Genomic DNA, 19167 nt, shown 5'->3' on the forward strand with positions numbered 1-19167 from the left:
ACATCCAGTAGACAGCAGCATTAAGGCTTCAGCAAGCCTACCTTTCGTATCCAGTTTTCAGGGCGCAACTTGCTAATGCGTGCATTAGTGATCGTTCTGTAAATGAATAGCTTTAGTAGTAAATGACGCGGGGTGGAGCAGCCCGGTAGCTCGTCGGGCTCATAACCCGAAGGCCGCAGGTTCAAATCCTGCCCCCGCAACCAAACCAAGGTTTCACTTTCGGATTTATCCGAGCTTACATACGGAGCTGTGGTGTAGTGGCCCAACATGCCTGCCTGTCACGCAGGAGACCGCGGGTTCGAATCCCGTCAGCTCCGCCACTTTTACAAGAAGAGTAACAAAATATATGTTGGGGATTAGCCAAGCGGTAAGGCAACGGACTTTGACTCCGTCATTCTCAGGTTCGATCCCTGAATCCCCAGCCATTTATATGCGGAAGTGGCTCAGCGGTAGAGCATCGCCTTGCCAAGGCGAGGGTCGCGGGTTCGATTCCCGTCTTCCGCTCCAATTTTACACATCCAAAACATCTTGCAATGCAGGGTGTTTTTTTGTTATGAATAAGACATTAATAATGATGAGGGGTTCGCGATGCGCAAATTAGTATTTTTTGTAGGCGGTGCAGGAGCAGGCAAGACGACATTAGCGAAAGCGCTGGCGAAGAGGCGCAGTGTGGCCATTATTGATATGGATACGGTGCTTAGGCCGGCAGCCGTTGCGCTTATGACGCTTGCAGGACTTGATCCGAATGACCGAGATTCAAGTTTCTATAAGAAACTGTGCCGCGATTTAGGCTATCGCATTACGATGGATGCTGCACTTGAGAATATTGCTAATGACGGCGATATATTTGTAATCGGGCCCTTCACGAAAGAAACAGAGACCCCTGACTGGATTGAGCAGGAGCTCTTCGCAATCGGGGCCTCTTTATCAGACGTTGAGGTAAAGGTCGTATTCGTTTATCTCCGTGACGACAAGGTGCATTATGAACGAATTGTGCAAAGGGGATCTATACTCGATCAGTATAAGCTGGACAACTGGAGCGAGTTTAGTCCATCTTTAGTGAGGAGAGAGCTGAAATGGAACATTCCAGCATCCTCAGTGCTTTATTTTGACAACTCCACGCCTCTGAACGAGCAGTCTTTAGCATCTCTGGATCAATTTGTGTATGGTGGAGACGCGTTCTAACAGCACGAACATAACAACAGTTGAGTACCGTATGAGCATTAAAGCTTACTAGCCGTTAGTTGTTCGAAAAGCTCCTTCGTTCTGGCGGCGTCTTTCTCATTAAAAATAACGGTTAAGCCGTCAAGCTGCATGGTAATGTACGGCGGTGAGTTTTTAAATACATATAGCTTGGCAGCACCCAGCTTCTCTAAGGAAAAGTTGCCACGGGCATATTCCGCTGTCGCTGTGCCATTTGTTCTAAATCCGCTTGGGAGCGTCTCTTCAAGCGTAATTCCCTTAACGTCACTTAAATTAAAGCTGTAATCATATAAAGGGTAATCGATGGACACGATGCCGTCCTCTTTAATAGTTAGAGTAGGAGCCGTATTGTCAGATTGCACAATAAAAGCAGTCAAAGGAATGACGATTACAAGGACAAGCACGATGCCGCCGTATTGAATCCATTTTCCTGCCCGGGTTGCCATATTGACCGTTGTTCCAATCCCAACACGTTTAGGAACCATGATCGTTTGATCATCCGGGTTGTAGTAAGTAGAGCCATTAATCCAGTAGTGGTCGTCATCGGCTACAATACTTTGGCCGTCTGTTTCGGCAAGGCTTTCTTCAACCGCCTGTATCTTGTTATGTACAAAAAAGATGCTGCACAGCGGCAAGAGGGATACCATGACAATACCAATCATCCACTGCGTAAAGCTCAGCGAGCTCCCCTGTGTTAAAATCATATAGGCAACAAAAGCATTAATGCTCTCAAAAACAGCAAGGCTAGGCCAAAGCATGGACCAATAACGACGTGCTGCGCGGTTAATAGCGGCGTTGATGTCGTGGTTTTTGCTGTATACCTTCGTCTTCATTTTGCCAAAGGCAGTGTAAATGACGAATAAGATCGCTGTCATCGCGAGTGAGGCAATGCCGGTCATTTTTAAGAGAACGTCGCTTTTAAACAAGGAAACAATAATAGGGACGACAGATAAAAGTGCGGGAATTAGGAACCAATAGGGAGAAACAAGCATCGATTTTTTGAGCTGCGTTACTTTGGTATCGATACGGATCACTCGTTTTTCTCCGACAAACCATTGTTTATCCCGTTTGAGCGCAGCGGCTTTATGATGGATTTTGTTGAAAGGAAGCTTGGATGTATACAAAAAAATTGCAAACCAAAGCAGCATGTAAGTAAAGGCTAACGAAAAGTATTTATCGAGCAGGAAAAAAGGCACTAAAGTTATTAACGTAATGCCAGCATACACAAAATATGATTTTTTATATTTTTCTTGAAGCTGCTTCATTTCTGCATCCTCGAAGGCATGTGCAGGAAACGTAACGCCAAACAATATATGATTGCTTGGTACGGCTTGCTTCAAAAACATAACAAGAATAGTGATGTAGGCAATAGCTGCTGGAACGATTAAAATAATATTGTTCATGAAAGGTCTCCTATTCTGGCAGGGGATGATTTTTGCTCATTGCGGCTTTAAAGATGTTCGAGCAAATGTGCATAAATTGTTCTTGCTCGATACCTTTAAGACTAGCCTCAGAAATAACAAGCTTTAATTCATACTCCAACTTTTGGCTAAAATCAGCTTGCTTGCTCCATTCGGTGCGTACCTTGGCCCCATGACGGCGATCAATAGATATGTATCCCTCGTTTTTGAGAAGGGCATAGGCTTTGTTCACGGTCATGGCATTTACCCCTAAATCATCAGCGAGCTGTCTTACCGTTGGCAATTTCTCCCCATAATTGAGTCCGCCTACGCCAATTCCGATGACAATTTGGTTGCGGAGCTGGACGTAGATCGGTATATCACTGTTGTAGTCGAGCGTCATAATCATCGGATCACCCCTAGCAATAAAGTATCATTTGTATTAGAGATGTTAATACAGATTATACAAAATGTCAAAATGCAGCTGAATCATTTGGACAGGCAGTCCTTGGCATGGCTATAATAAACAGAAGAAGATTTTCCACATTTCATAAAAATATAACAAGCGATTAGCCAATAAATCTATTTTTCAAGGAGAGACGATTATGATCAGATTCGGCGTTATCGGTACAAACTGGATTACGGAGTCATTTATTTCTGCGGCGAGCGAGGTTGAAGATTTCAAACTAGCTGCTGTCTATTCGCGTTCGATAGAAACAGCGAGTACATTTGCGGAGAAACATAGTATTGCTGCTACATTTACGGATATCGAAGAGATGGCGGCAAGTGGACAAATTGATGCGGTATACATTGCTAGTCCAAACTCATTTCATGCCGCTCATGCGATTGCTTGTATGAAGCATGGCATTCATGTGCTCTGCGAGAAGCCGATCGCTTCGAATGCGCATGAGCTGCGCCAGATGATTGCGGCTGCGAAGGAAAACGGCGTGCTGCTCATGGAGGCGTTAAAGTCGACGATGCTGCCAGGGTTTAAGGCTGTTCAAGACAACATCGACAAGCTTGGAACGATACGGCGTTATTTTGCGAGCTATTGCCAGTATTCGTCTAGGTACGATGCCTATAAGGCGGGTACGGTGCTTAATGCTTTTAACCCTGTATTCTCAAACGGGGCGCTTATGGATCTTGGCATTTATTGCGTCTACCCGCTTGTAGCCTTATTTGGCAAGCCGGATGTGATTAAAGCGACTGGTGTCATGCTGGATTCTGGCGTGGATGGGGAAGGAAGCATCGTTCTTCAGTATGAGAGCATGGATGCGGTCATCATGTATTCCAAAATTACACATTCATCGCTGCCATCGGAGATTCAAGGGGAGAACGGCAGCATCGTAATCGACAAGATTAGTGAAATAGGGAAGGTTGAAATCCAATACCGCAACGGAACAAGCGAAGATATTTCGCAGCCTTCAAATAGCAAGTCGATGTACTATGAAGCGAAGGAATTTATCGAGCTGATTAAAGCTGGCCGTACGGAGTCATCCATTAACACGTTTGCAAATTCACTCGTTACGCTGGAGATTATGGATGAGGCAAGAAAGCAGATTGGACTCGTCTACCCTGCCGATGCTATAGAAACGAAATAATATAACAGGAGCGGCGTGCAGCCGCTTCTTTTTTTATATACTTATCCGTGACTAATTGCCTATTTTTCACAGCAGCCGTTGACAAAGGAATTCAATAATGTCATTATGATAATATCAAATTGAATAAATGATATGGATCGGAGTGCAGCAGCAATGGTCGAAAATGAATCCAATTACGCAGCAGATCATTACCGATCACCTGATGGCGCTCCAGCAGATATCGTCATCTTTACGATCGTAACGACTGAAAGGCAAACGCCTAAGAAGGCGCTGCCTACGAGGGAGCTGCAGGTGCTGCTGATTAAGCGGAATATATGGCCCTTCGAAGGGCAGTGGGCGCTGCCAGGCGGCTTTACGATGGAAAATGAGACGGTATATGACTGTGCTATACGCGAGCTGCAAGAAGAGACAGCGGTTGAGGACGTGCATATTGAATATTTTAACGTGTATAGCACGCCTGGCCGTGATCCAAGGGGCTGGATTATCTCGCATGCTTTTCTAGCGCTCGTTAATGAATGTACACTTGAACAAAGGGTTGCGGCTGTAGATGCATCGGATGTGCAATTGTTTACAGTCGAAGAAGCGCTTCAAATGGATTTGGCGTTTGACCATAAGCAAATCTTGACCGACGCGCTGCAAGAGATTCGCAAGAAAATGCTGACTACGAAGATAGCGAAGGAGTTTCTGCCAGAGGAGTTTACGCTAAGTGAGCTTTATCAGGTAATAAAAACGGTTGTTCCTGACTTTGAGGAGAAAAATTTCATTCGCAAATTGACGTCAACGAAAAGCCGCAGCACGATTATTGAAGAGGCGACGGATACAAATGGAAATCCGAAGCAATCCAATCAATATTCGCAGCGAGCAGCGCAGTTGTACCTTTTTACAAAGGAAGAGCCAAGATTGTCTATTTATAGCTGAACGCTTACGAGGAGAGTGATGTCATGCTGAAGTTTAATGGAGTAGAGCTTGGGTTAAAACAGTTTCCAAATGGGGAGACGCTCATAAACGGCGATGAAATTCTTACGCATATGGCGGAATTCAATACGATCGTATGGAAATATGAGAATGATGGCGATCTGGTTAAGCTAATGTTCATCAAGAGCTACCTGGATGATCGACGCGTTAAATGTACGTTGACCATCTATTATTTGCCTTACAGCCGAATGGATCGAGTCGAAGGTACTTCTGCCTTTACGTTAAAATATACAGCTGCCTTTATCAATAACATGAACTTTGAATCGGTAACGATTATCGAGCCGCATTCCGATGTATCGCTGGCGCTGATCGATCGCAGTATCGGCAAATATCCAACGATTCAGCTGCTTGAGCAAGTCGCGAACGAAGTAGGTTTTGATTCGGAGAAGGACTATCTTTTTTTCCCAGATGCAGGAGCGCAGAAACGTTACAGTAAGGTTCAAGGCTACCAGCAGCTGGTAGGCTACAAAGCGAGAGATTTTCAGACCGGCCAAATCAAGAGTCTGGATGTCGTTGGACATACCCCGAGTGAGGGCTTTAAGGCTATCATTGTTGATGATCTTTGTTCGTATGGCGGCACGTTTATGCTTAGCGCAGAGAAGCTGAAGGTACTTGGAGCCACACATATTTATTTGCTGGTAGGGCACTGCGAGCATTCGATCTATAAAGGGAAAATATTAGAAACTGATCTTATTGATAAGGTGTATACGACCGATACCATACTTCATCAAGCAGAGCATGACAAAATTCACGTATTCGCAATGGGAGGCCTATAAGATGACGCAAACATTCGTTTATCCAGCTACGCTGCTATGTGACTTTTACAAGGTGAGCCATAAAAATCAGTATCCAAAAGGAACGGAGCTCGTTTATTCGACGTGGACCGCTCGCACAAGCCGACTAGATGATATTAACGAGGTTGTCGCTTTTGGCTTCCAATCGTTTATCAAACAATATCTCATCGATTATTTTAATGAGCACTTCTTTGCAAGAACAAAGGCAGAGGTAGCGCATGAGTACAAGAGGCTCATTCAATATGCGCTTGGAGAAGCGAATCCCGATGCATCGCATATTGAGGAGCTGCACGATCTTGGATATTTGCCGATCAAGATTAAGGCGATTAAAGAAGGTGCATTAGTACCGATAAGAGTACCAATGCTGACTATTGAGAACACGAAGCCTGAATTTTTCTGGCTGACGAACTATTTGGAGACGTTGATGTCGTGCCAGCTGTGGATGCCGGCTACGAGCGCTACGCTAGCTTTTGAATATCGCAAAATTTTAGAAGCCTATGCGCTACAGACAAGCGGCGATACAGCAGGCGTACCGTTCCAAGGTCATGATTTCTCGATGCGCGGCATGGGTGCGCTTGAATCGGCGCTCGGCAGCAGCGCAGGCCATCTCCTATCGTTCACGGGAACAGATACAATACCAGCGATATTGTATTTGGAAAACTATTATAATGCGAATATAGAAAAGGAATTGGTGGGTACGTCGATTCCGGCAACCGAGCATAGCGTTATGTGCGCGCACGGACGCGATGAGATGGCATCGTACCGCTATTTGATCAAAGAGGTATACCCAAATGGCTTTGTCTCGATCGTATCGGATACTTGGGATTTATGGAGTGTGCTGGACGTGGTCATTCGCGGCTTGAAGGATGACATTATGAGCAGGGACGGCAAGGTAGTCATTCGTCCCGACAGCGGAGATCCGGTCAAAATCATTTGCGGCGACCCGGATGGAGAGAGTGAATTCGAGCGCAAAGGCGTTATTGAAATACTCTGGGATATTTTTGGCGGCACGGTTACGGAGAAGGGGTATAAGCAGCTAGATAGCCACATTGGGGCAATCTATGGGGATGCGATTACGATTTCGCGCTGCAAGGAAATTTGCGAGAAGCTGGCAGCAAAAGGTTTTGCATCGACGAATATGGTGTACGGTATCGGTTCGTTTACTTACCAGTACAACACGCGGGATACATTCGGCTTCGCATTAAAATCGACGTTTACGATTGTGAATGGCGAGGAGCGCAAAATCTATAAGGATCCCAAAACAGATAATGGCGTGAAGAAGTCGCAGACAGGTCTTGTCCTCGTTACGGAGCAGGATGGGACATTTGCCTATACTGACAATCTTAGCGCAGAGGAATATGAAGCTCGTAAAGCAGAGGATCAGCTGGAAGTAGTGTTTGAAGATGGGAAGCTAGTTCGCGATTTGACGCTGGCTGAAGTACGCGCAAACTTATTGGCTCATTTATAAGTTATTTATCCGTGAAAATAAGATGCTCCCTCGAGCATCTTATTTTTGGTTTATTATAAATGTGTTGACAGAAGTTGGGTGATCAGATTATTATGATGTAAATCAAATGAAAGGAGGTCGATGACAATGTTCGGACTAAATTTAGAACGTAATCATGCAACTAAATATAGCAAGTCCATTTCATCGGCCTCTACGGGGCCTGTGACTATTTTCTAAAATCTTGTATGCTGCAAGCTGCAACGATTGGGAAATAAAGGCGCAAGATTAAGCCATGGACTTTTTGGGGTCCATGGCTTTTTTGTGTTCATTTGAATTTTGAGGAGATTATCGGATATGAAAGAAACGTATTATCAGCAAGTTAAGCTGCCTTCGGGGCAGGTGCATGTTTATGCAGGACCAGAGCTATTCGCGTCCTTGGATTATAAAGTGTTTGAAATGGCGAACAACAACTTACAAATACCGAATCAAGTATATATGAGCTATACGCCTGATGTGCATGTTGGCGTGGGAACCTGTATCGGTACAACAGCGGTATGGAATACGAGTGATGGCTACGTATCTCCTTCCATCGTAGGCAGCGATATCGGATGCGGAATGCGCGTACAGCTAACAAATCTGCATAAGGATGATTTGAAGGAAGTGAAGCTGCGGCGCAAGCTGGTTAAGGCTATTGAGAAATATATGCCAGTCGAGGAGCATGCAAGAGGTTACTTCTCAGATATTAGACTTGAGAATATCGTGAAGAAGGGCTTGCATGGCTTGCCAAAAAAATATATTCCAGATGCCTACACGCCGCGCAAAGCTACCTCTTTAACCCATGTGGAGAGCAGCCGCTTTGATTTTGACGAAGAGGTGCTGGATAAGTTTCCGAAAGTTGTCTGGCATCGCGCGCATCGCCAGCTCGGCACACTTGGCGGCGGCAATCATTTTGTAGAAATTCAAGCGATTGAAATTGCTGAGGAAAACAGAGAAATTGCCGAAGCATGGGGGCTGTTCGACGGCCAAGTGGTCATTATGATTCATTCCGGCTCGAGGGCTTGGGGCGGCGCGGTCAGTCAATATTGCAGCACGGACATTGCCAAAATGATGCGTCAGGAAGGCATAGGCACCGCGGATCCTAAGCTGCTATATGCGCCGTTATCCCATCCGCTTGGTCAAACGTATGTCAACCTCATGTACTCGGCCTTAAATTATGCGGTCGTGAATCGTCACCTGATTGCATACGCTGCCTTGGAGGCGGGCAAGGATGTGTTCGGCTCCAAATTCGAGCTGCGCACGCTGTATGATCTCATGCATAACTACGCATGGGAGGAAGAACAGGATGAGCAATCCTATTTCATTCATCGCAAGGGTGCAACAAGAGCGCTGCCGGCAGGACATCCGGATAACCCTGAGCCATATCGGAGCACGGGGCATCCGGCGCTTATACCAGGATCGATGGGCACTGCCTCGTATATTATGGTCGGAAGTGCTGCAGGGAAAGCGAATCATTATTCCATCTGTCATGGCGCAGGACGAATCAGGTCACGGAACGCAACGAAGCAGCTCGTATCGGTAGAAGAGGTCGCTATTGCAATGCGTGTAGGCACGGATGATGAAATCGTCGTAAACCAGCGCTCTATGGAGTCGCTGGTCGATGAATCACCGCAGGCATACAAGGATGTAGATCAAATCATTGAGAGTGTAGTCGGAGCGGGGCTTGCGCAGGTCGTAGCGAAATGCAAACCGTTAGCTGCTGTCAAAGGAACGTAAATAAAGGAAAAGAAGGGGGACGAGGAGAATGTTTAACCAATATCTAGAAGCACAGTTAGTTAACGTAAATGATGAACGGAACAATTCTTTTAATCGAAGCAAAGAGAATAGCTCCACTCCTCGGACCCGTTGTTTGGTATTTGAAGGGAAGCGTGTACTGACCTCGTGTTAGCTGCATTGCTGACTGTTCTTTTTCCTAGACTATGGACGATCTTGTCCATGGTCTTTTTTTTTGCAAGAAGAAGCTGAGTAAAGGAGTGTCTAGAATGACCAACATACATGAAAATATTTTGCTGGAACTGGGTAAAATCGAACGGGAGGAACAGGTTCGCATCGTTTACGCGTGCGAATCAGGAAGCAGGGCGTGGGGGTTTCCTTCTAAGGACAGTGATTACGACGTTCGATTTATTTACGTCAGGCCGGTGGAATGGTATTTATCGATATTTGACAAAAGAGATGTAATAGAACGCCCTATAAGTGATCTTCTTGATATAAACGGCTGGGATTTGCGCAAAGCGCTTAATCTGTTTCGCAAGTCGAATCCGCCGCTGCTCGAATGGCTGCAATCACCGATTCCATACTTTACGAAATACTCAGTAGCCAAACAAATCCGAAGCGTCTCTCCGTTATCTTTCTCGCCGAAGTCATGCATGTACCATTATCTCCATATGGCTAAAGGGAACTACCGAGAGTATCTGCAAGGCGAGCAAGTGAAAATAAAAAAGTATTTTTATGTGTTAAGGCCGATTCTTGCTTGCGGCTGGATTGCGAAGTACAACTCGATGCCTCCAATCGAATTTGATCGTTTAGTAGAGGCGCTTATTCCTGAGCAGAGCGAGCTAAGGGCTACGGTTGAACAATTGCTGCGCAGGAAAAAAGCGGGTGACGAGCTCGATTATGAGCCTAGGCTGCAAGTTATTAATTCCTATTTGGAGGAGCGAATGGTTCATTTTGAACAAATCGCATTGGCAATGGGTCAAGGGGGAACTGCGCAGGACAATCAGCTTGATGACTTGTTCCGCAGAGCATTACAAGAGGTTTGGGATTAAATAGTGTTGCTTTTAATTGATAAGTAAGGGGAAGTTAAGGATGGCTATCGTGCAAGTGAAATCGACGAACCCAAGCTTTTCGTTCGTCATTAGAAAAAATCCGGGGTCAGGCATGCTGCTGCGCGCTGTTCGCAAAGGAATGGCCTACGGCTGGTATACCGATGAAGCAACCTTCAACGTTTATTTTAAGGATGCTGACAATGAGGTTTCATACAAGCAGCATAGGCAGGACCAATTTGAGTACCTCAATGTATCGCGATATAATACGCCGCTCTTTGTACTGGGAGCGATTAATGAATTTTTTGCAGCGCCGCTTAAAGCGCAGCATTCGAGTGACACGGAGCAATACGAGCATACCTTCCATATCAATATGATTCATATTGAGCTCTTGCGTTATATTCATTTTTTTGAGAAGCATCTTACCGACTATACATTTGAAGCTGTACACCTGGCGCATAAGAGCTATTCGCTTACCATTAAGACGCATAAATCGTTATATGAGCTTATGCATGTCGTTAGTGTGCTTTGTCTCTTCCTTTCGATGTTCAGCGACGAATACATCGATATTTCTGATGATGTGTTGATTAAATATGTGAAGAGTATCCAAATTATCGACGCACCCTTTTATATACGAAGCTTGTTTGCCCGCAATTTTCTAGCTTCAAGAGACCGGTTCAAGAAATATAAAGAAGAGCTGGAGAAAACAGATCGTTATGCGGTTCAATTGGCCTTCGGCGGGACGGCTCAGCAGCGGAGAAGCTATATCGGAAGCGTGCTTCCGTTCAATAAGGCCATTCTCGACGTTGGCTGTGGAGAAGGTTTCTATGCGATTCCATTTGCATCCAAGATTGAAGATAGCTACTACGCGGTTGATATCCATGAGCCGCTGCTAGAGGTGGTAGAGCGAAAGGCGAAAGCAAAGGAACTGGACAACATCGCTAGCTTTCCTTCCATTGAACATTTTCTAGAGGCTTATAACGGCGAGCAGGTGGATGTCATTTTGACCGAGGTTATTGAGCATATGAGTCTAAATGAGGCAGCTGTTCTGATACGGCAAATATGCGAACATGTTGATTTTGATTATTTTGTGCTGACAACACCTAATGCAGAGTTTAATGCTTATTATGAGCTGGAAGACTTCCGGCATGATGACCATAAATGGGAGCTTGGACAAGCTGAATTTCAAGAGTGGCTGCTCGAAACGATTAAAGATCAATCCGTGGAAAGCCAATTTGTCGCAATCGGCGACGGAGTGAATGGTATACAAACGACGCAGGGTGCGATTTTGCGGAAGAGGAGAGAGTAGCGTCAATGGAAATGAGAACGAGAGTCCATACGATTTTTATGCTGATTGGCACGACGGAATGCGGGAAAACAACCTTTGCAAACGAAGTGCTGATGCCGCAGCTGCGATTTAGGGATGACAGCAAGGGCATGAATGCGAACGTGCAATATATTTCATCCGATAGCATTAGACAAGAGCTTCTAGGCTCTGATTATGATAAATATGATCAAATCATGCTTGAAGCGAGCGATCAGGCTTTCCGCCTTTTGTTCGAGAAGCTGCGGCTGGTCACTACTTTCCCCATCAATGCGGAATTTGTTGTCGTGGATACAACAGGTTTGTCGGAGGATTTCCGGGCGAGAGTGAGGGAGGTTGCAAAGGGAAATAACTACAACCTTGAAGTCGTGCTGTTTGATTACAAGAAGCGGGATGATTATTATTCATCGGAGCGTTCAAAGAAACTGATAACGAGCCACATTAATCGTTTGCGCAAGGACGTGCTTGGTTCGCTCTCGAGGGAGAAATATAGCAAAGTTCATAAAGTGCGGGCTAAAGATTTTTATTCCCCTATGGATAAGGTTGCGAATCCGGATTATAAGATTATAATCGAGGATGCTGCTGAGTATTTGGATGTTTTTTTACCGCTGGACCAGAAGACGATAATCGTCGGTGACGTTCACGAATGTGTGGATGAGCTGAAGGCTTTGCTCGTTAGCCATGGGTTTCAACTAGAGGGCAATGTATTGGTTGAGACAGGAAAGGTCAGAGGTACAAAAGTATTGCTCGTTGGAGATTGGATCGATAAGGGAAGCCGCACTAAGGAAATCATTGATTTCCTATATACGAATCAGGATAAGTTTTTGTTTGTGCTTGGCAATCATGAAAACTTCGTCCATAAATATATGCGTGGTGAAATCAAAGGTGTGGAAGACGAGCTGCTGCATGCCTACTTCGATTCGACTGAGGTGCTGAGAGGCGATGCTGAGCTGCTTCAGAAGTTTAATCATCTCGTATCGCTGTCGAAGCCTTTCTACAGAATGGTAGGAAAAGCAGGACCATCCTATTATGTGACTCACGCGCCATGCGAGAACAAATATATTGGCAAGCTGGATGTGAATTCGGTCCGTCATCAGCGTAATTTTAGACTCGACCGATCGGCGCCGATTGAAGCACAGCTTGCGTTTCTGAAGCGGGATGCAGCAGGAAACCAGCCGTATCATGTTTTTGGACATGTGGCTGCTAAACAAGCATTTCGGATCAGAAATAAAATCCATTTGGATTCAGGCGCAGTTCACGGCAATCTGCTAACCTCGGTTTCTCTGTCGATGAAGCCGACTTTCAAATCACAGAAATCGTCAATAGCCGGCATGGAAGGCGAGCTTCCTGCTCTCTTCAAAGAGGAACGCAAAGTATCGGTGCAGGAGCTGGATGATGATGAAGCCCGCAGATTGCAGTATTGCTCGCGCAATAAAATTAACTTTATTTCAGGAACCATGTCTCCTGCAGATAAGGATGAAGCGGCGGGTGAGCTGGAATCGCTGAGGAAAGGGCTGAACTATTTTGTGGAGCGCGGTGTTAAAGAGGTCGTGCTGCAGCCCAAATACATGGGATCACGCTGCAATGTTTATTTGCATGCAGATATCGAGCAATGTTTTGCAGTGAGCCGCAATGGATACAAAATAAATAAGGTTGACCTGACCACTGTTTATGAGCGACTGCTGCAAAGATTCGGGAGCTACATGAAGGAAAACGATATATCGATGCTCCTGCTGGATGGCGAGCTTTTGCCATGGGAGGCGCTGGGAGAAGGTCTCATCGAAAAGCAGTTTAAGCCTATTGAGAAGGGGCTTGAGACAGAGCTTGCTTTCCTGAAGGCGAATGGATTCGAGGAAGCGTTCGGAAAGCTTGCGCATGATTTCAAGGAAAGTGGTTTTGAAAAGGATCAGTTTCACCTTAGCAAAGGGGCTATTAATGAGAAATATGGCCTAGCCGTCTATCAAAATTTTAAGCATGTTCATTCTATTCTTGAGAAAAATAGGCCAATTGACGAGCATATCAAAGCATATGAAACGTATAAGAGGCAGCTGGAGCTGTATGCCGAGGCAGGGGAGCTTGAATACAAGCCTTTTTCGCTGCTCAAAATCGTATACGTGGACGGAAGCGAGCAGCTGCCAGCGTGGAAAACCTCTGAGATGTATCGATTCCTCTCTGACGATCCATTCATCACGCTTGTGCTGTCTGATGCGGAAAGCTATGAGCTTGCAGAAAAATATTTTTACACGCTTACGGTAGACAATCATATGGAAGGTGTCGTGATTAAGCCCGAGGTGCCTCAGCCGTACACGGTTCCCTATATGAAAGTGCGTAATAAGGAATACATGTCTATTATTTACGGTTATGATTATAGATTTCCGCACAAGTACAATAAGCTCATCAAGCAAAAAAATATTACGCAAAAGCTTCGTACATCATTTAACGAGTACCGGCTAGGACAGCATATGCTGGCGATTCCTTTTGCTGAAATTGCCCCGGAAAACAATGGATATCAAGCGGCTGTTGCGAATCTTTTGTTTGAGGTTGCCAAAGAGAAGGAAATCGATCCTAGATTGTAAAACATCAATATACCAAACCTCCCATAATGGGAGGTTTTTCTACATCATTCGACCTATTATGAAATTGGTTATGGTATATATCGGAATAATATGGAATACTGGTATATGTAAAAAGTCCTAGTAAAAAGCAAAGTTGTCGAAAGACAATGACGCAAAGCCAACAGGCCTAAAGGAAATTTCCAAAGGTGGCTGGGTTGCCAAAAGGATGAGTGATAACATACCTATATCCTCTCCTTAAAAACTTCAGGTTACCGCCTACGTTATGAATAAGAGGGGATATTTAGCAATGAAACAAATGATTAAACGTTTTAATGGCAATGTTAATGTTGGTAGTTTTAATATTGTTCAAAAGCTATCTAATTTAGGTTACTGGGAGTTTGACCATATTCGCAGAGAAGCATCCTGGTCGAATCAAATGTTCGAAATATATGGTATGAAATCTGATTTCTCGATGACGATTGAACAATTTTTTGAGTTCGTGCATCCCGAAGATCGTGAGCGCGTTAATGAGCAGTTCCACCTTGCAATTGAATCAAAAAAGGAAAGCGTTTCCGAGTACAGAATCGTTCGTCAGAGCGGTGAAGTTAGATATGTGGTGGAAAACATTACTTTCATACGGAATGCCGAAAACGAGATATTGTTGACGATAGGCATGATTCAGGATGTAACGGAAAATAAAAAAATACAGCATCGCCTCACAATCGAAGAGCAGCTTTATAAATCGATATTTGAAAACAACCCTGACGCGGTCTTTTCTTTAGACGCACAAGGGCGTTTTTTGTCATGCAATTCAGTGCTTGAGCAACTTTTTGGATATACGAAAGAGGAAATTATAAATGATAGTTTTCATAAATTTGTAGATGCCGCAGCGCTGGATAAAACGATTCAATATTTTGAGCAAACGCTCAAGACGCGGAACCCTCAAAACTATGATACGACAGGCATTACGAGAACAGGGCAAACGGTCGAATTTAATGTGACCAATATTCCAATCATTATTAATAAAAAGCTTATCGGTGTCTACGGCATTGCCAAGGATATTACGCAGCAAAAAATGATTGAGCAATCGTTGACTGAGACCGAATTAAAATACCGCAGTATTGTCGAGCAATCCATTGTCGGTATTTTTGTCGCGCAAAAAAACAACTTCGTTTATTCAAACGATCAGCTCAATAAAATGTTTGGTTATGACTCCTTGATCGGTATGGATATTATTCAGACGATCCATCCGTCAGACCGTGAAGCCGTCGTTAATCAACTAACGAAGGTACAGGAGGGGCAGTCTTTATCTAATTTCTGCCACAGAGCCATTAAACAAGATGGGACGATTATTCATTGCGAAGTGCACTATAATCAAGTGTCAAATATGGGAGAGCAGGCAATCGTTGGAGTAGTCCTTGATATTACGGATCGGAGCAAGGCTGAGGAATTAAATCAATATTTGGCTTACCACGATTATTTAACGGAGATGCCAAATCGCAGAATGTTTGAAGACCAGCTAGATAAGCAGCTAAGGGTAAGCGAGTATTTTAAGCAGAGGCTGGCGATCGTGCTGATTGACGTGGATCGTTTCAAATATGTAAATGATACGCTGGGGCATCCAATTGGGGATGAGCTGCTGAAACAAATCGCCTTTCGATTGATGAGCAATTTACGTGATGGCCAAACCGTATTCAGACTTGGCGGAGACGAATTTGCAATTATTATAGCTGATGTAAAGCAGCTAAACGAAATCAAGGATATGGCAGCTACTATTATTAAGCTTATCAATGAGCAATTTTTGATAGAAGGATATGAGCTGAATGTAACCGCAAGTATTGGAATCAGTCAATCGCCTGGCGATGGGAGCTCGGTGGAGCAGTTGATGAAAAATGCAAATGCGGCTCTTTATCATGCGAAGTCCAGAGGCAGCAACCAATCACAGTGCTATTCCGCTTCTTTAAATGTGCAATCATTCAAATTGTTTTCACTCAGCAATGATTTGCGTAAAGCGCAGGAAAGAGGAGAGCTGTTCCTTCATTATATGCCTCGCGTACATTCGCAAACGATGGAAATTGTTGGCGTTGAGGCGCTGCTGCGCTGGAATCATCCGGATTGGGGATTGGTTGCTCCGTCTGAATTCATACCGATCGCAGAGGAAACGGGGCTTATTGTATCGATAGGAGAATGGGTGCTTCGCGAAGCCTGTATGCAGCATAAACGGTGGCAGAGCTTAGGCCTGCCTTCGGTTACGCTGTCGGTTAACTTTTCGGTGCAGCAGCTTCTTCAGCAAAATATATTGCATACCATCGATCAGATCATCGAGGAGACAGGAATTTCCCAAGATCGATTGGAAATTGAAATAACGGAAAGCTCCTTTATTAGCAATGAGAATGCGGTGACTGAATTGCTGCTGGAGCTGAAGAAAAGAAAAATCAAAGTATCGCTTGATGATTTTGGAACCGGCTATTCCTCTCTTTATTTATTGAAGCGCTTGGCACTCGATACGATCAAAATTGATCGGTCATTTATCGAGGAGTTGATGACGGATCGTAGAAATAAAAGCATTATTGAATGCATTATTCAATTGGCTGGCGAACTTGGCATGCAGGTAGTGGCTGAAGGCGTTGAAACGAAGGAGCAGTTCAACTATTTACGCGATCAGCGATGCGATGAAATCCAAGGTTATTATTTCAGTCGTCCTGTAGAGCCGGACAGCATCGTACAGCTATTGAGCCGAAGATCTTGTAAAGAGCCTGCTTTATTTATGCCTAGTAAAGAAGTGCTCGTTAATAGGAGAAAAAGCTTTCGAATCGATTTGAAGCATTGTCTATTGGCAGAGATGACCATTACGATGTTCAAAGGAAGCAGTGTGAAGCTTGGGAGTACAGAGGTGTTTGTTCGAAACATCGGGCCAGGTGGGCTCCGGTTTATAGTCGGTGTGAAGCTGCCCGTTAACAGCGATATCCTCTTGATGTTTAAGACGAAAATTCTTAATCAAATGTATGTGCTATTCGGATTTATCGTCTGGTACAATGAACTGGGCAAAGACATTTATGAATATGGTGTGCAATTTCAATTAAAAGAAAAGCAGCAGGATGAGCTCGTCAATACGCTTAATTTCCTAGCCATTAAGCAGCGTGATGGGATGCTTCCTCAAACACAGGTGTATGTAGGAGATCCGATACTCCGGATTAAGGAATTGAAAAAACATAATTAAAAATGAGATGGAAAAAGCATTTTACATTCGGTAAAACCGGGGGCGTGAAATGCTTTTTTTGTGCAACATAAAAGTTTTGCCGCATCGGTCTTTGGGTAAAAGGAAATAGTAATTATTGAAAAGGAGGATGTGCGCTTGAAACTTACACCGGAACAAAGAATTCAGCTGCATGGCTTTAATAATTTAACGAAGTCACTCAGCTTCAATATGTATGATGTGTGTTATACGAGAACGAAAGAAGAGCGTAAAGCATATATCGCCTATATAGACGAACAATATAATTCGGATAGGCTGACGAATATTTTGGAAACAGTATCGGATATTATTGGAGCGCATGTGCTTAATATTGCAAAGCAGGATTATGAGCCGCAGGGTGCCAGCGTTACTTTGCTCGTATCTGAAGGGCCGGTAATTGGCGGACCCAATGAGTCGTTTGAAGAATCGCCGGGTCCCTTGCCTGATTCCGTAGTGATGCATTTGGATAAAAGCCATATAACGGTTCATACGTATCCGGAGTATCACCCGAACGAAGGGATAAGCACGTTCCGCGCAGATATTGATGTATCGACCTGCGGCGAGATCTCACCGCTTAAAGCGCTGAACTATCTGATCCATTCATTTGATACCGATATTATGACGCTGGATTATCGTGTGAGAGGTTTCACGCGCGACATTAATGGTTATAAACTTTTTATTGATCATGATATTAACTCGATTCAGAACTACATACCGAAGAAGGAAACTCTTTTGTATGACATGATCGACGTTAATATTTATCAAGAAAATGTGTTTCATACCAAATGCAAGCTGAAGCAATTTGATTTGAACAACTATTTGTTCGGCTATACGAAGGATTCGTTGTCAACCATAGAGCAAGAGGAAATTACGAGAAGATTAAAGACCGAGATGGATGAAATCTTTTATGGAAAAAATATAAGGAGCTGATTTTCTCATGTCTAAATCGTCATCACAAAAAAATATTAACCCGCCGCAGCACCAAAACCGTCAACCGGGTATTGAATCCGAGATGAAGCCGCTGCCGATTTTTGAATCGGATTCATATAAAGCGGCAGGCAAGCTGAAAGGGAAGACAGCTATTATTACGGGTGGAGATAGCGGCATTGGCCGCGCGGTAGCCGTTGCTTTTGCCAAAGAGGGCGCGGATTTAGCGATCGTATATTTGAATGAGCATGACGATGCAGAGAAGACGAAGGAAGTTGTAGAGAAAGCTGGCGTGAAATGCTTGCTTATAGCTGGCGACGTCGGCGAAGAGGATTTTTGCAAAAGTGTCATCGAGCAGACGATTAAGGAGTATGGGAAGCTGGATATTTTGGTGAATAACGCGGCAGAGCAGCATGTGCAGCAGAAGCTTGAGGATATTACGTCGGATCAGCTGGTGGCTACGTTCCGAACGAATGTGTTCAGCATGTTCTATTTGACGATCGTCGCTTTGCCGCACTTGAAGGCATCCAGCTCCATCATCAATACGGCGTCTATAACGGCATACAAAGGCAATCCGACGTTAATTGATTACTCCGCTACAAAAGGAGCAATCGTTTCCTTTACGCGCGCATTATCAGTGAATTTGGCTGAGCAAGGTATTCGCGTTAACGGTGTAGCTCCCGGACCGATCTGGACGCCGCTTATTCCAGCGACATTCGATGAACAGTCCGTAGCCACTTTTGGCTCAGATACACCGATGAAACGACCAGGACAGCCGCATGAGTTAGCAGCTGCCTACGTCTACCTAGCTTGTGATGATTCCAGTTATATGTCAGGCCAAATGCTGCATATTAACGGCGGAGAAGTTGTAAACGGGTAAAGTAGGT

At 44.5% G+C, this 19167-nt stretch carries 14 protein-coding genes, 4 tRNA genes and 1 riboswitch; of the genes, 16 read left to right on the forward strand and 2 right to left on the reverse strand.

Going from position 1 to position 19167, the window contains the following annotated elements:
• Positions 1-126: 126 nt before the first annotated feature.
• The 5 genes from ACIFSR_RS09810 to ACIFSR_RS09830 all read left to right on the forward strand — a co-directional run bounded on the left by ACIFSR_RS09810 (position 127) and on the right by ACIFSR_RS09830 (position 1185).
• A tRNA-Met gene (locus tag ACIFSR_RS09810) sits at positions 127-203 on the forward strand.
• A gap of 40 nt (positions 204-243) precedes the next feature.
• Positions 244-320, forward strand: a tRNA-Asp gene (locus ACIFSR_RS09815).
• A gap of 30 nt (positions 321-350) precedes the next feature.
• Positions 351-425: transfer RNA gene (locus tag ACIFSR_RS09820), tRNA-Gln, on the forward strand.
• A gap of 7 nt (positions 426-432) precedes the next feature.
• Positions 433-507 (forward strand) — tRNA-Gly (locus ACIFSR_RS09825).
• 81 nt (positions 508-588) lie between these two features.
• Positions 589-1185, forward strand: coding sequence for an AAA family ATPase (locus ACIFSR_RS09830; RefSeq protein WP_339207118.1), 597 nt, complete (start codon positions 589-591; stop codon positions 1183-1185).
• Positions 1186-1223: 38 nt separating this feature from the next.
• On the opposite strand, the gene ACIFSR_RS09835 is transcribed toward ACIFSR_RS09830, so the two are convergent.
• Both ACIFSR_RS09835 and ACIFSR_RS09840 read right to left on the reverse strand, forming a co-directional pair.
• Positions 1224-2606, reverse strand: coding sequence for a DUF5808 domain-containing protein (locus ACIFSR_RS09835; RefSeq protein ID WP_430057108.1), 1383 nt, complete (start codon positions 2604-2606; stop codon positions 1224-1226).
• A gap of 10 nt (positions 2607-2616) precedes the next feature.
• Complete coding sequence (locus ACIFSR_RS09840) at positions 2617-3012, reverse strand: GntR family transcriptional regulator (RefSeq protein ID WP_339207122.1); 396 nt, start codon at positions 3010-3012, stop codon at positions 2617-2619.
• Positions 3013-3208: 196 nt separating this feature from the next.
• Between ACIFSR_RS09840 and ACIFSR_RS09845 the strand changes: the two genes are divergently transcribed.
• The 11 genes from ACIFSR_RS09845 to ACIFSR_RS09895 all read left to right on the forward strand — a co-directional run bounded on the left by ACIFSR_RS09845 (position 3209) and on the right by ACIFSR_RS09895 (position 19160).
• Positions 3209-4204, forward strand: coding sequence for a Gfo/Idh/MocA family protein (locus ACIFSR_RS09845; RefSeq protein ID WP_430057112.1), 996 nt, complete (start codon positions 3209-3211; stop codon positions 4202-4204).
• A 153-nt stretch (positions 4205-4357) separates the two neighbouring features.
• Positions 4358-5122, forward strand: a complete 765-nt coding sequence (locus ACIFSR_RS09850) for an NUDIX domain-containing protein (protein ID WP_430057115.1) — start codon at positions 4358-4360, stop codon at positions 5120-5122.
• Between the two features lie 23 nt (positions 5123-5145).
• Complete coding sequence (locus tag ACIFSR_RS09855) at positions 5146-5955, forward strand: ribose-phosphate pyrophosphokinase (protein ID WP_430057117.1); 810 nt, start codon at positions 5146-5148, stop codon at positions 5953-5955.
• 1 nt (position 5956) lies between these two features.
• A complete protein-coding gene (locus ACIFSR_RS09860) occupies positions 5957-7441 on the forward strand; it encodes a nicotinate phosphoribosyltransferase (RefSeq protein WP_430057119.1) in 1485 nt (494 codons plus the stop codon).
• A gap of 333 nt (positions 7442-7774) precedes the next feature.
• Positions 7775-9193, forward strand: coding sequence for an RtcB family protein (locus ACIFSR_RS09865; protein WP_430057122.1), 1419 nt, complete (start codon positions 7775-7777; stop codon positions 9191-9193).
• Positions 9194-9396: 203 nt separating this feature from the next.
• A complete protein-coding gene (locus ACIFSR_RS09870) occupies positions 9397-10242 on the forward strand; it encodes a nucleotidyltransferase domain-containing protein (RefSeq protein WP_430057125.1) in 846 nt (281 codons plus the stop codon).
• 40 nt (positions 10243-10282) lie between these two features.
• Positions 10283-11548, forward strand: coding sequence for a methyltransferase domain-containing protein (locus ACIFSR_RS09875; RefSeq protein ID WP_430057128.1), 1266 nt, complete (start codon positions 10283-10285; stop codon positions 11546-11548).
• A gap of 5 nt (positions 11549-11553) precedes the next feature.
• A complete protein-coding gene (locus tag ACIFSR_RS09880; protein ID WP_430057130.1) occupies positions 11554-14139 on the forward strand; it encodes a metallophosphoesterase in 2586 nt (861 codons plus the stop codon).
• Between the two features lie 116 nt (positions 14140-14255).
• Positions 14256-14341: riboswitch (cyclic di-GMP riboswitch) on the forward strand.
• 84 nt (positions 14342-14425) lie between these two features.
• Positions 14426-17338, forward strand: coding sequence for an EAL domain-containing protein (locus ACIFSR_RS09885; RefSeq protein WP_430057133.1), 2913 nt, complete (start codon positions 14426-14428; stop codon positions 17336-17338).
• Positions 17339-17473: 135 nt separating this feature from the next.
• Positions 17474-18283: an adenosylmethionine decarboxylase gene (gene speD / locus ACIFSR_RS09890; protein ID WP_430057136.1), complete on the forward strand. Its 810-nt coding sequence runs from the start codon at positions 17474-17476 to the stop codon at positions 18281-18283.
• Between the two features lie 7 nt (positions 18284-18290).
• Positions 18291-19160, forward strand: coding sequence for an SDR family oxidoreductase (locus ACIFSR_RS09895; protein WP_339207137.1), 870 nt, complete (start codon positions 18291-18293; stop codon positions 19158-19160).
• Positions 19161-19167 lie beyond the last annotated feature (7 nt).

Origin of the sequence: Paenibacillus sp. NRS-1760 (assembly GCF_050467785.1) — a bacterium.
Taxonomy (GTDB): domain Bacteria; phylum Bacillota; class Bacilli; order Paenibacillales; family Paenibacillaceae; genus Pristimantibacillus.

Coding starts and splice junctions, on each gene's coding strand:
- ACIFSR_RS09840 (WP_339207122.1), bottom strand. CDS start 3,012: ATGATTATGACGCTCGACTACAACAGTGATATACCGATCTACGTCCAG.
- ACIFSR_RS09895 (WP_339207137.1), top strand. CDS start 18,291: ATGTCTAAATCGTCATCACAAAAAAATATTAACCCGCCGCAGCACCAA.
- ACIFSR_RS09885 (WP_430057133.1), top strand. CDS start 14,426: ATGAAACAAATGATTAAACGTTTTAATGGCAATGTTAATGTTGGTAGT.
- ACIFSR_RS09870 (WP_430057125.1), top strand. CDS start 9,397: ATGGACGATCTTGTCCATGGTCTTTTTTTTTGCAAGAAGAAGCTGAGT.
- ACIFSR_RS09875 (WP_430057128.1), top strand. CDS start 10,283: ATGGCTATCGTGCAAGTGAAATCGACGAACCCAAGCTTTTCGTTCGTC.
- ACIFSR_RS09835 (WP_430057108.1), bottom strand. CDS start 2,606: ATGAACAATATTATTTTAATCGTTCCAGCAGCTATTGCCTACATCACT.
- ACIFSR_RS09855 (WP_430057117.1), top strand. CDS start 5,146: ATGCTGAAGTTTAATGGAGTAGAGCTTGGGTTAAAACAGTTTCCAAAT.
- ACIFSR_RS09860 (WP_430057119.1), top strand. CDS start 5,957: ATGACGCAAACATTCGTTTATCCAGCTACGCTGCTATGTGACTTTTAC.
- ACIFSR_RS09865 (WP_430057122.1), top strand. CDS start 7,775: ATGAAAGAAACGTATTATCAGCAAGTTAAGCTGCCTTCGGGGCAGGTG.
- ACIFSR_RS09880 (WP_430057130.1), top strand. CDS start 11,554: ATGGAAATGAGAACGAGAGTCCATACGATTTTTATGCTGATTGGCACG.
- ACIFSR_RS09845 (WP_430057112.1), top strand. CDS start 3,209: ATGATCAGATTCGGCGTTATCGGTACAAACTGGATTACGGAGTCATTT.
- ACIFSR_RS09830 (WP_339207118.1), top strand. CDS start 589: ATGCGCAAATTAGTATTTTTTGTAGGCGGTGCAGGAGCAGGCAAGACG.
- ACIFSR_RS09850 (WP_430057115.1), top strand. CDS start 4,358: ATGGTCGAAAATGAATCCAATTACGCAGCAGATCATTACCGATCACCT.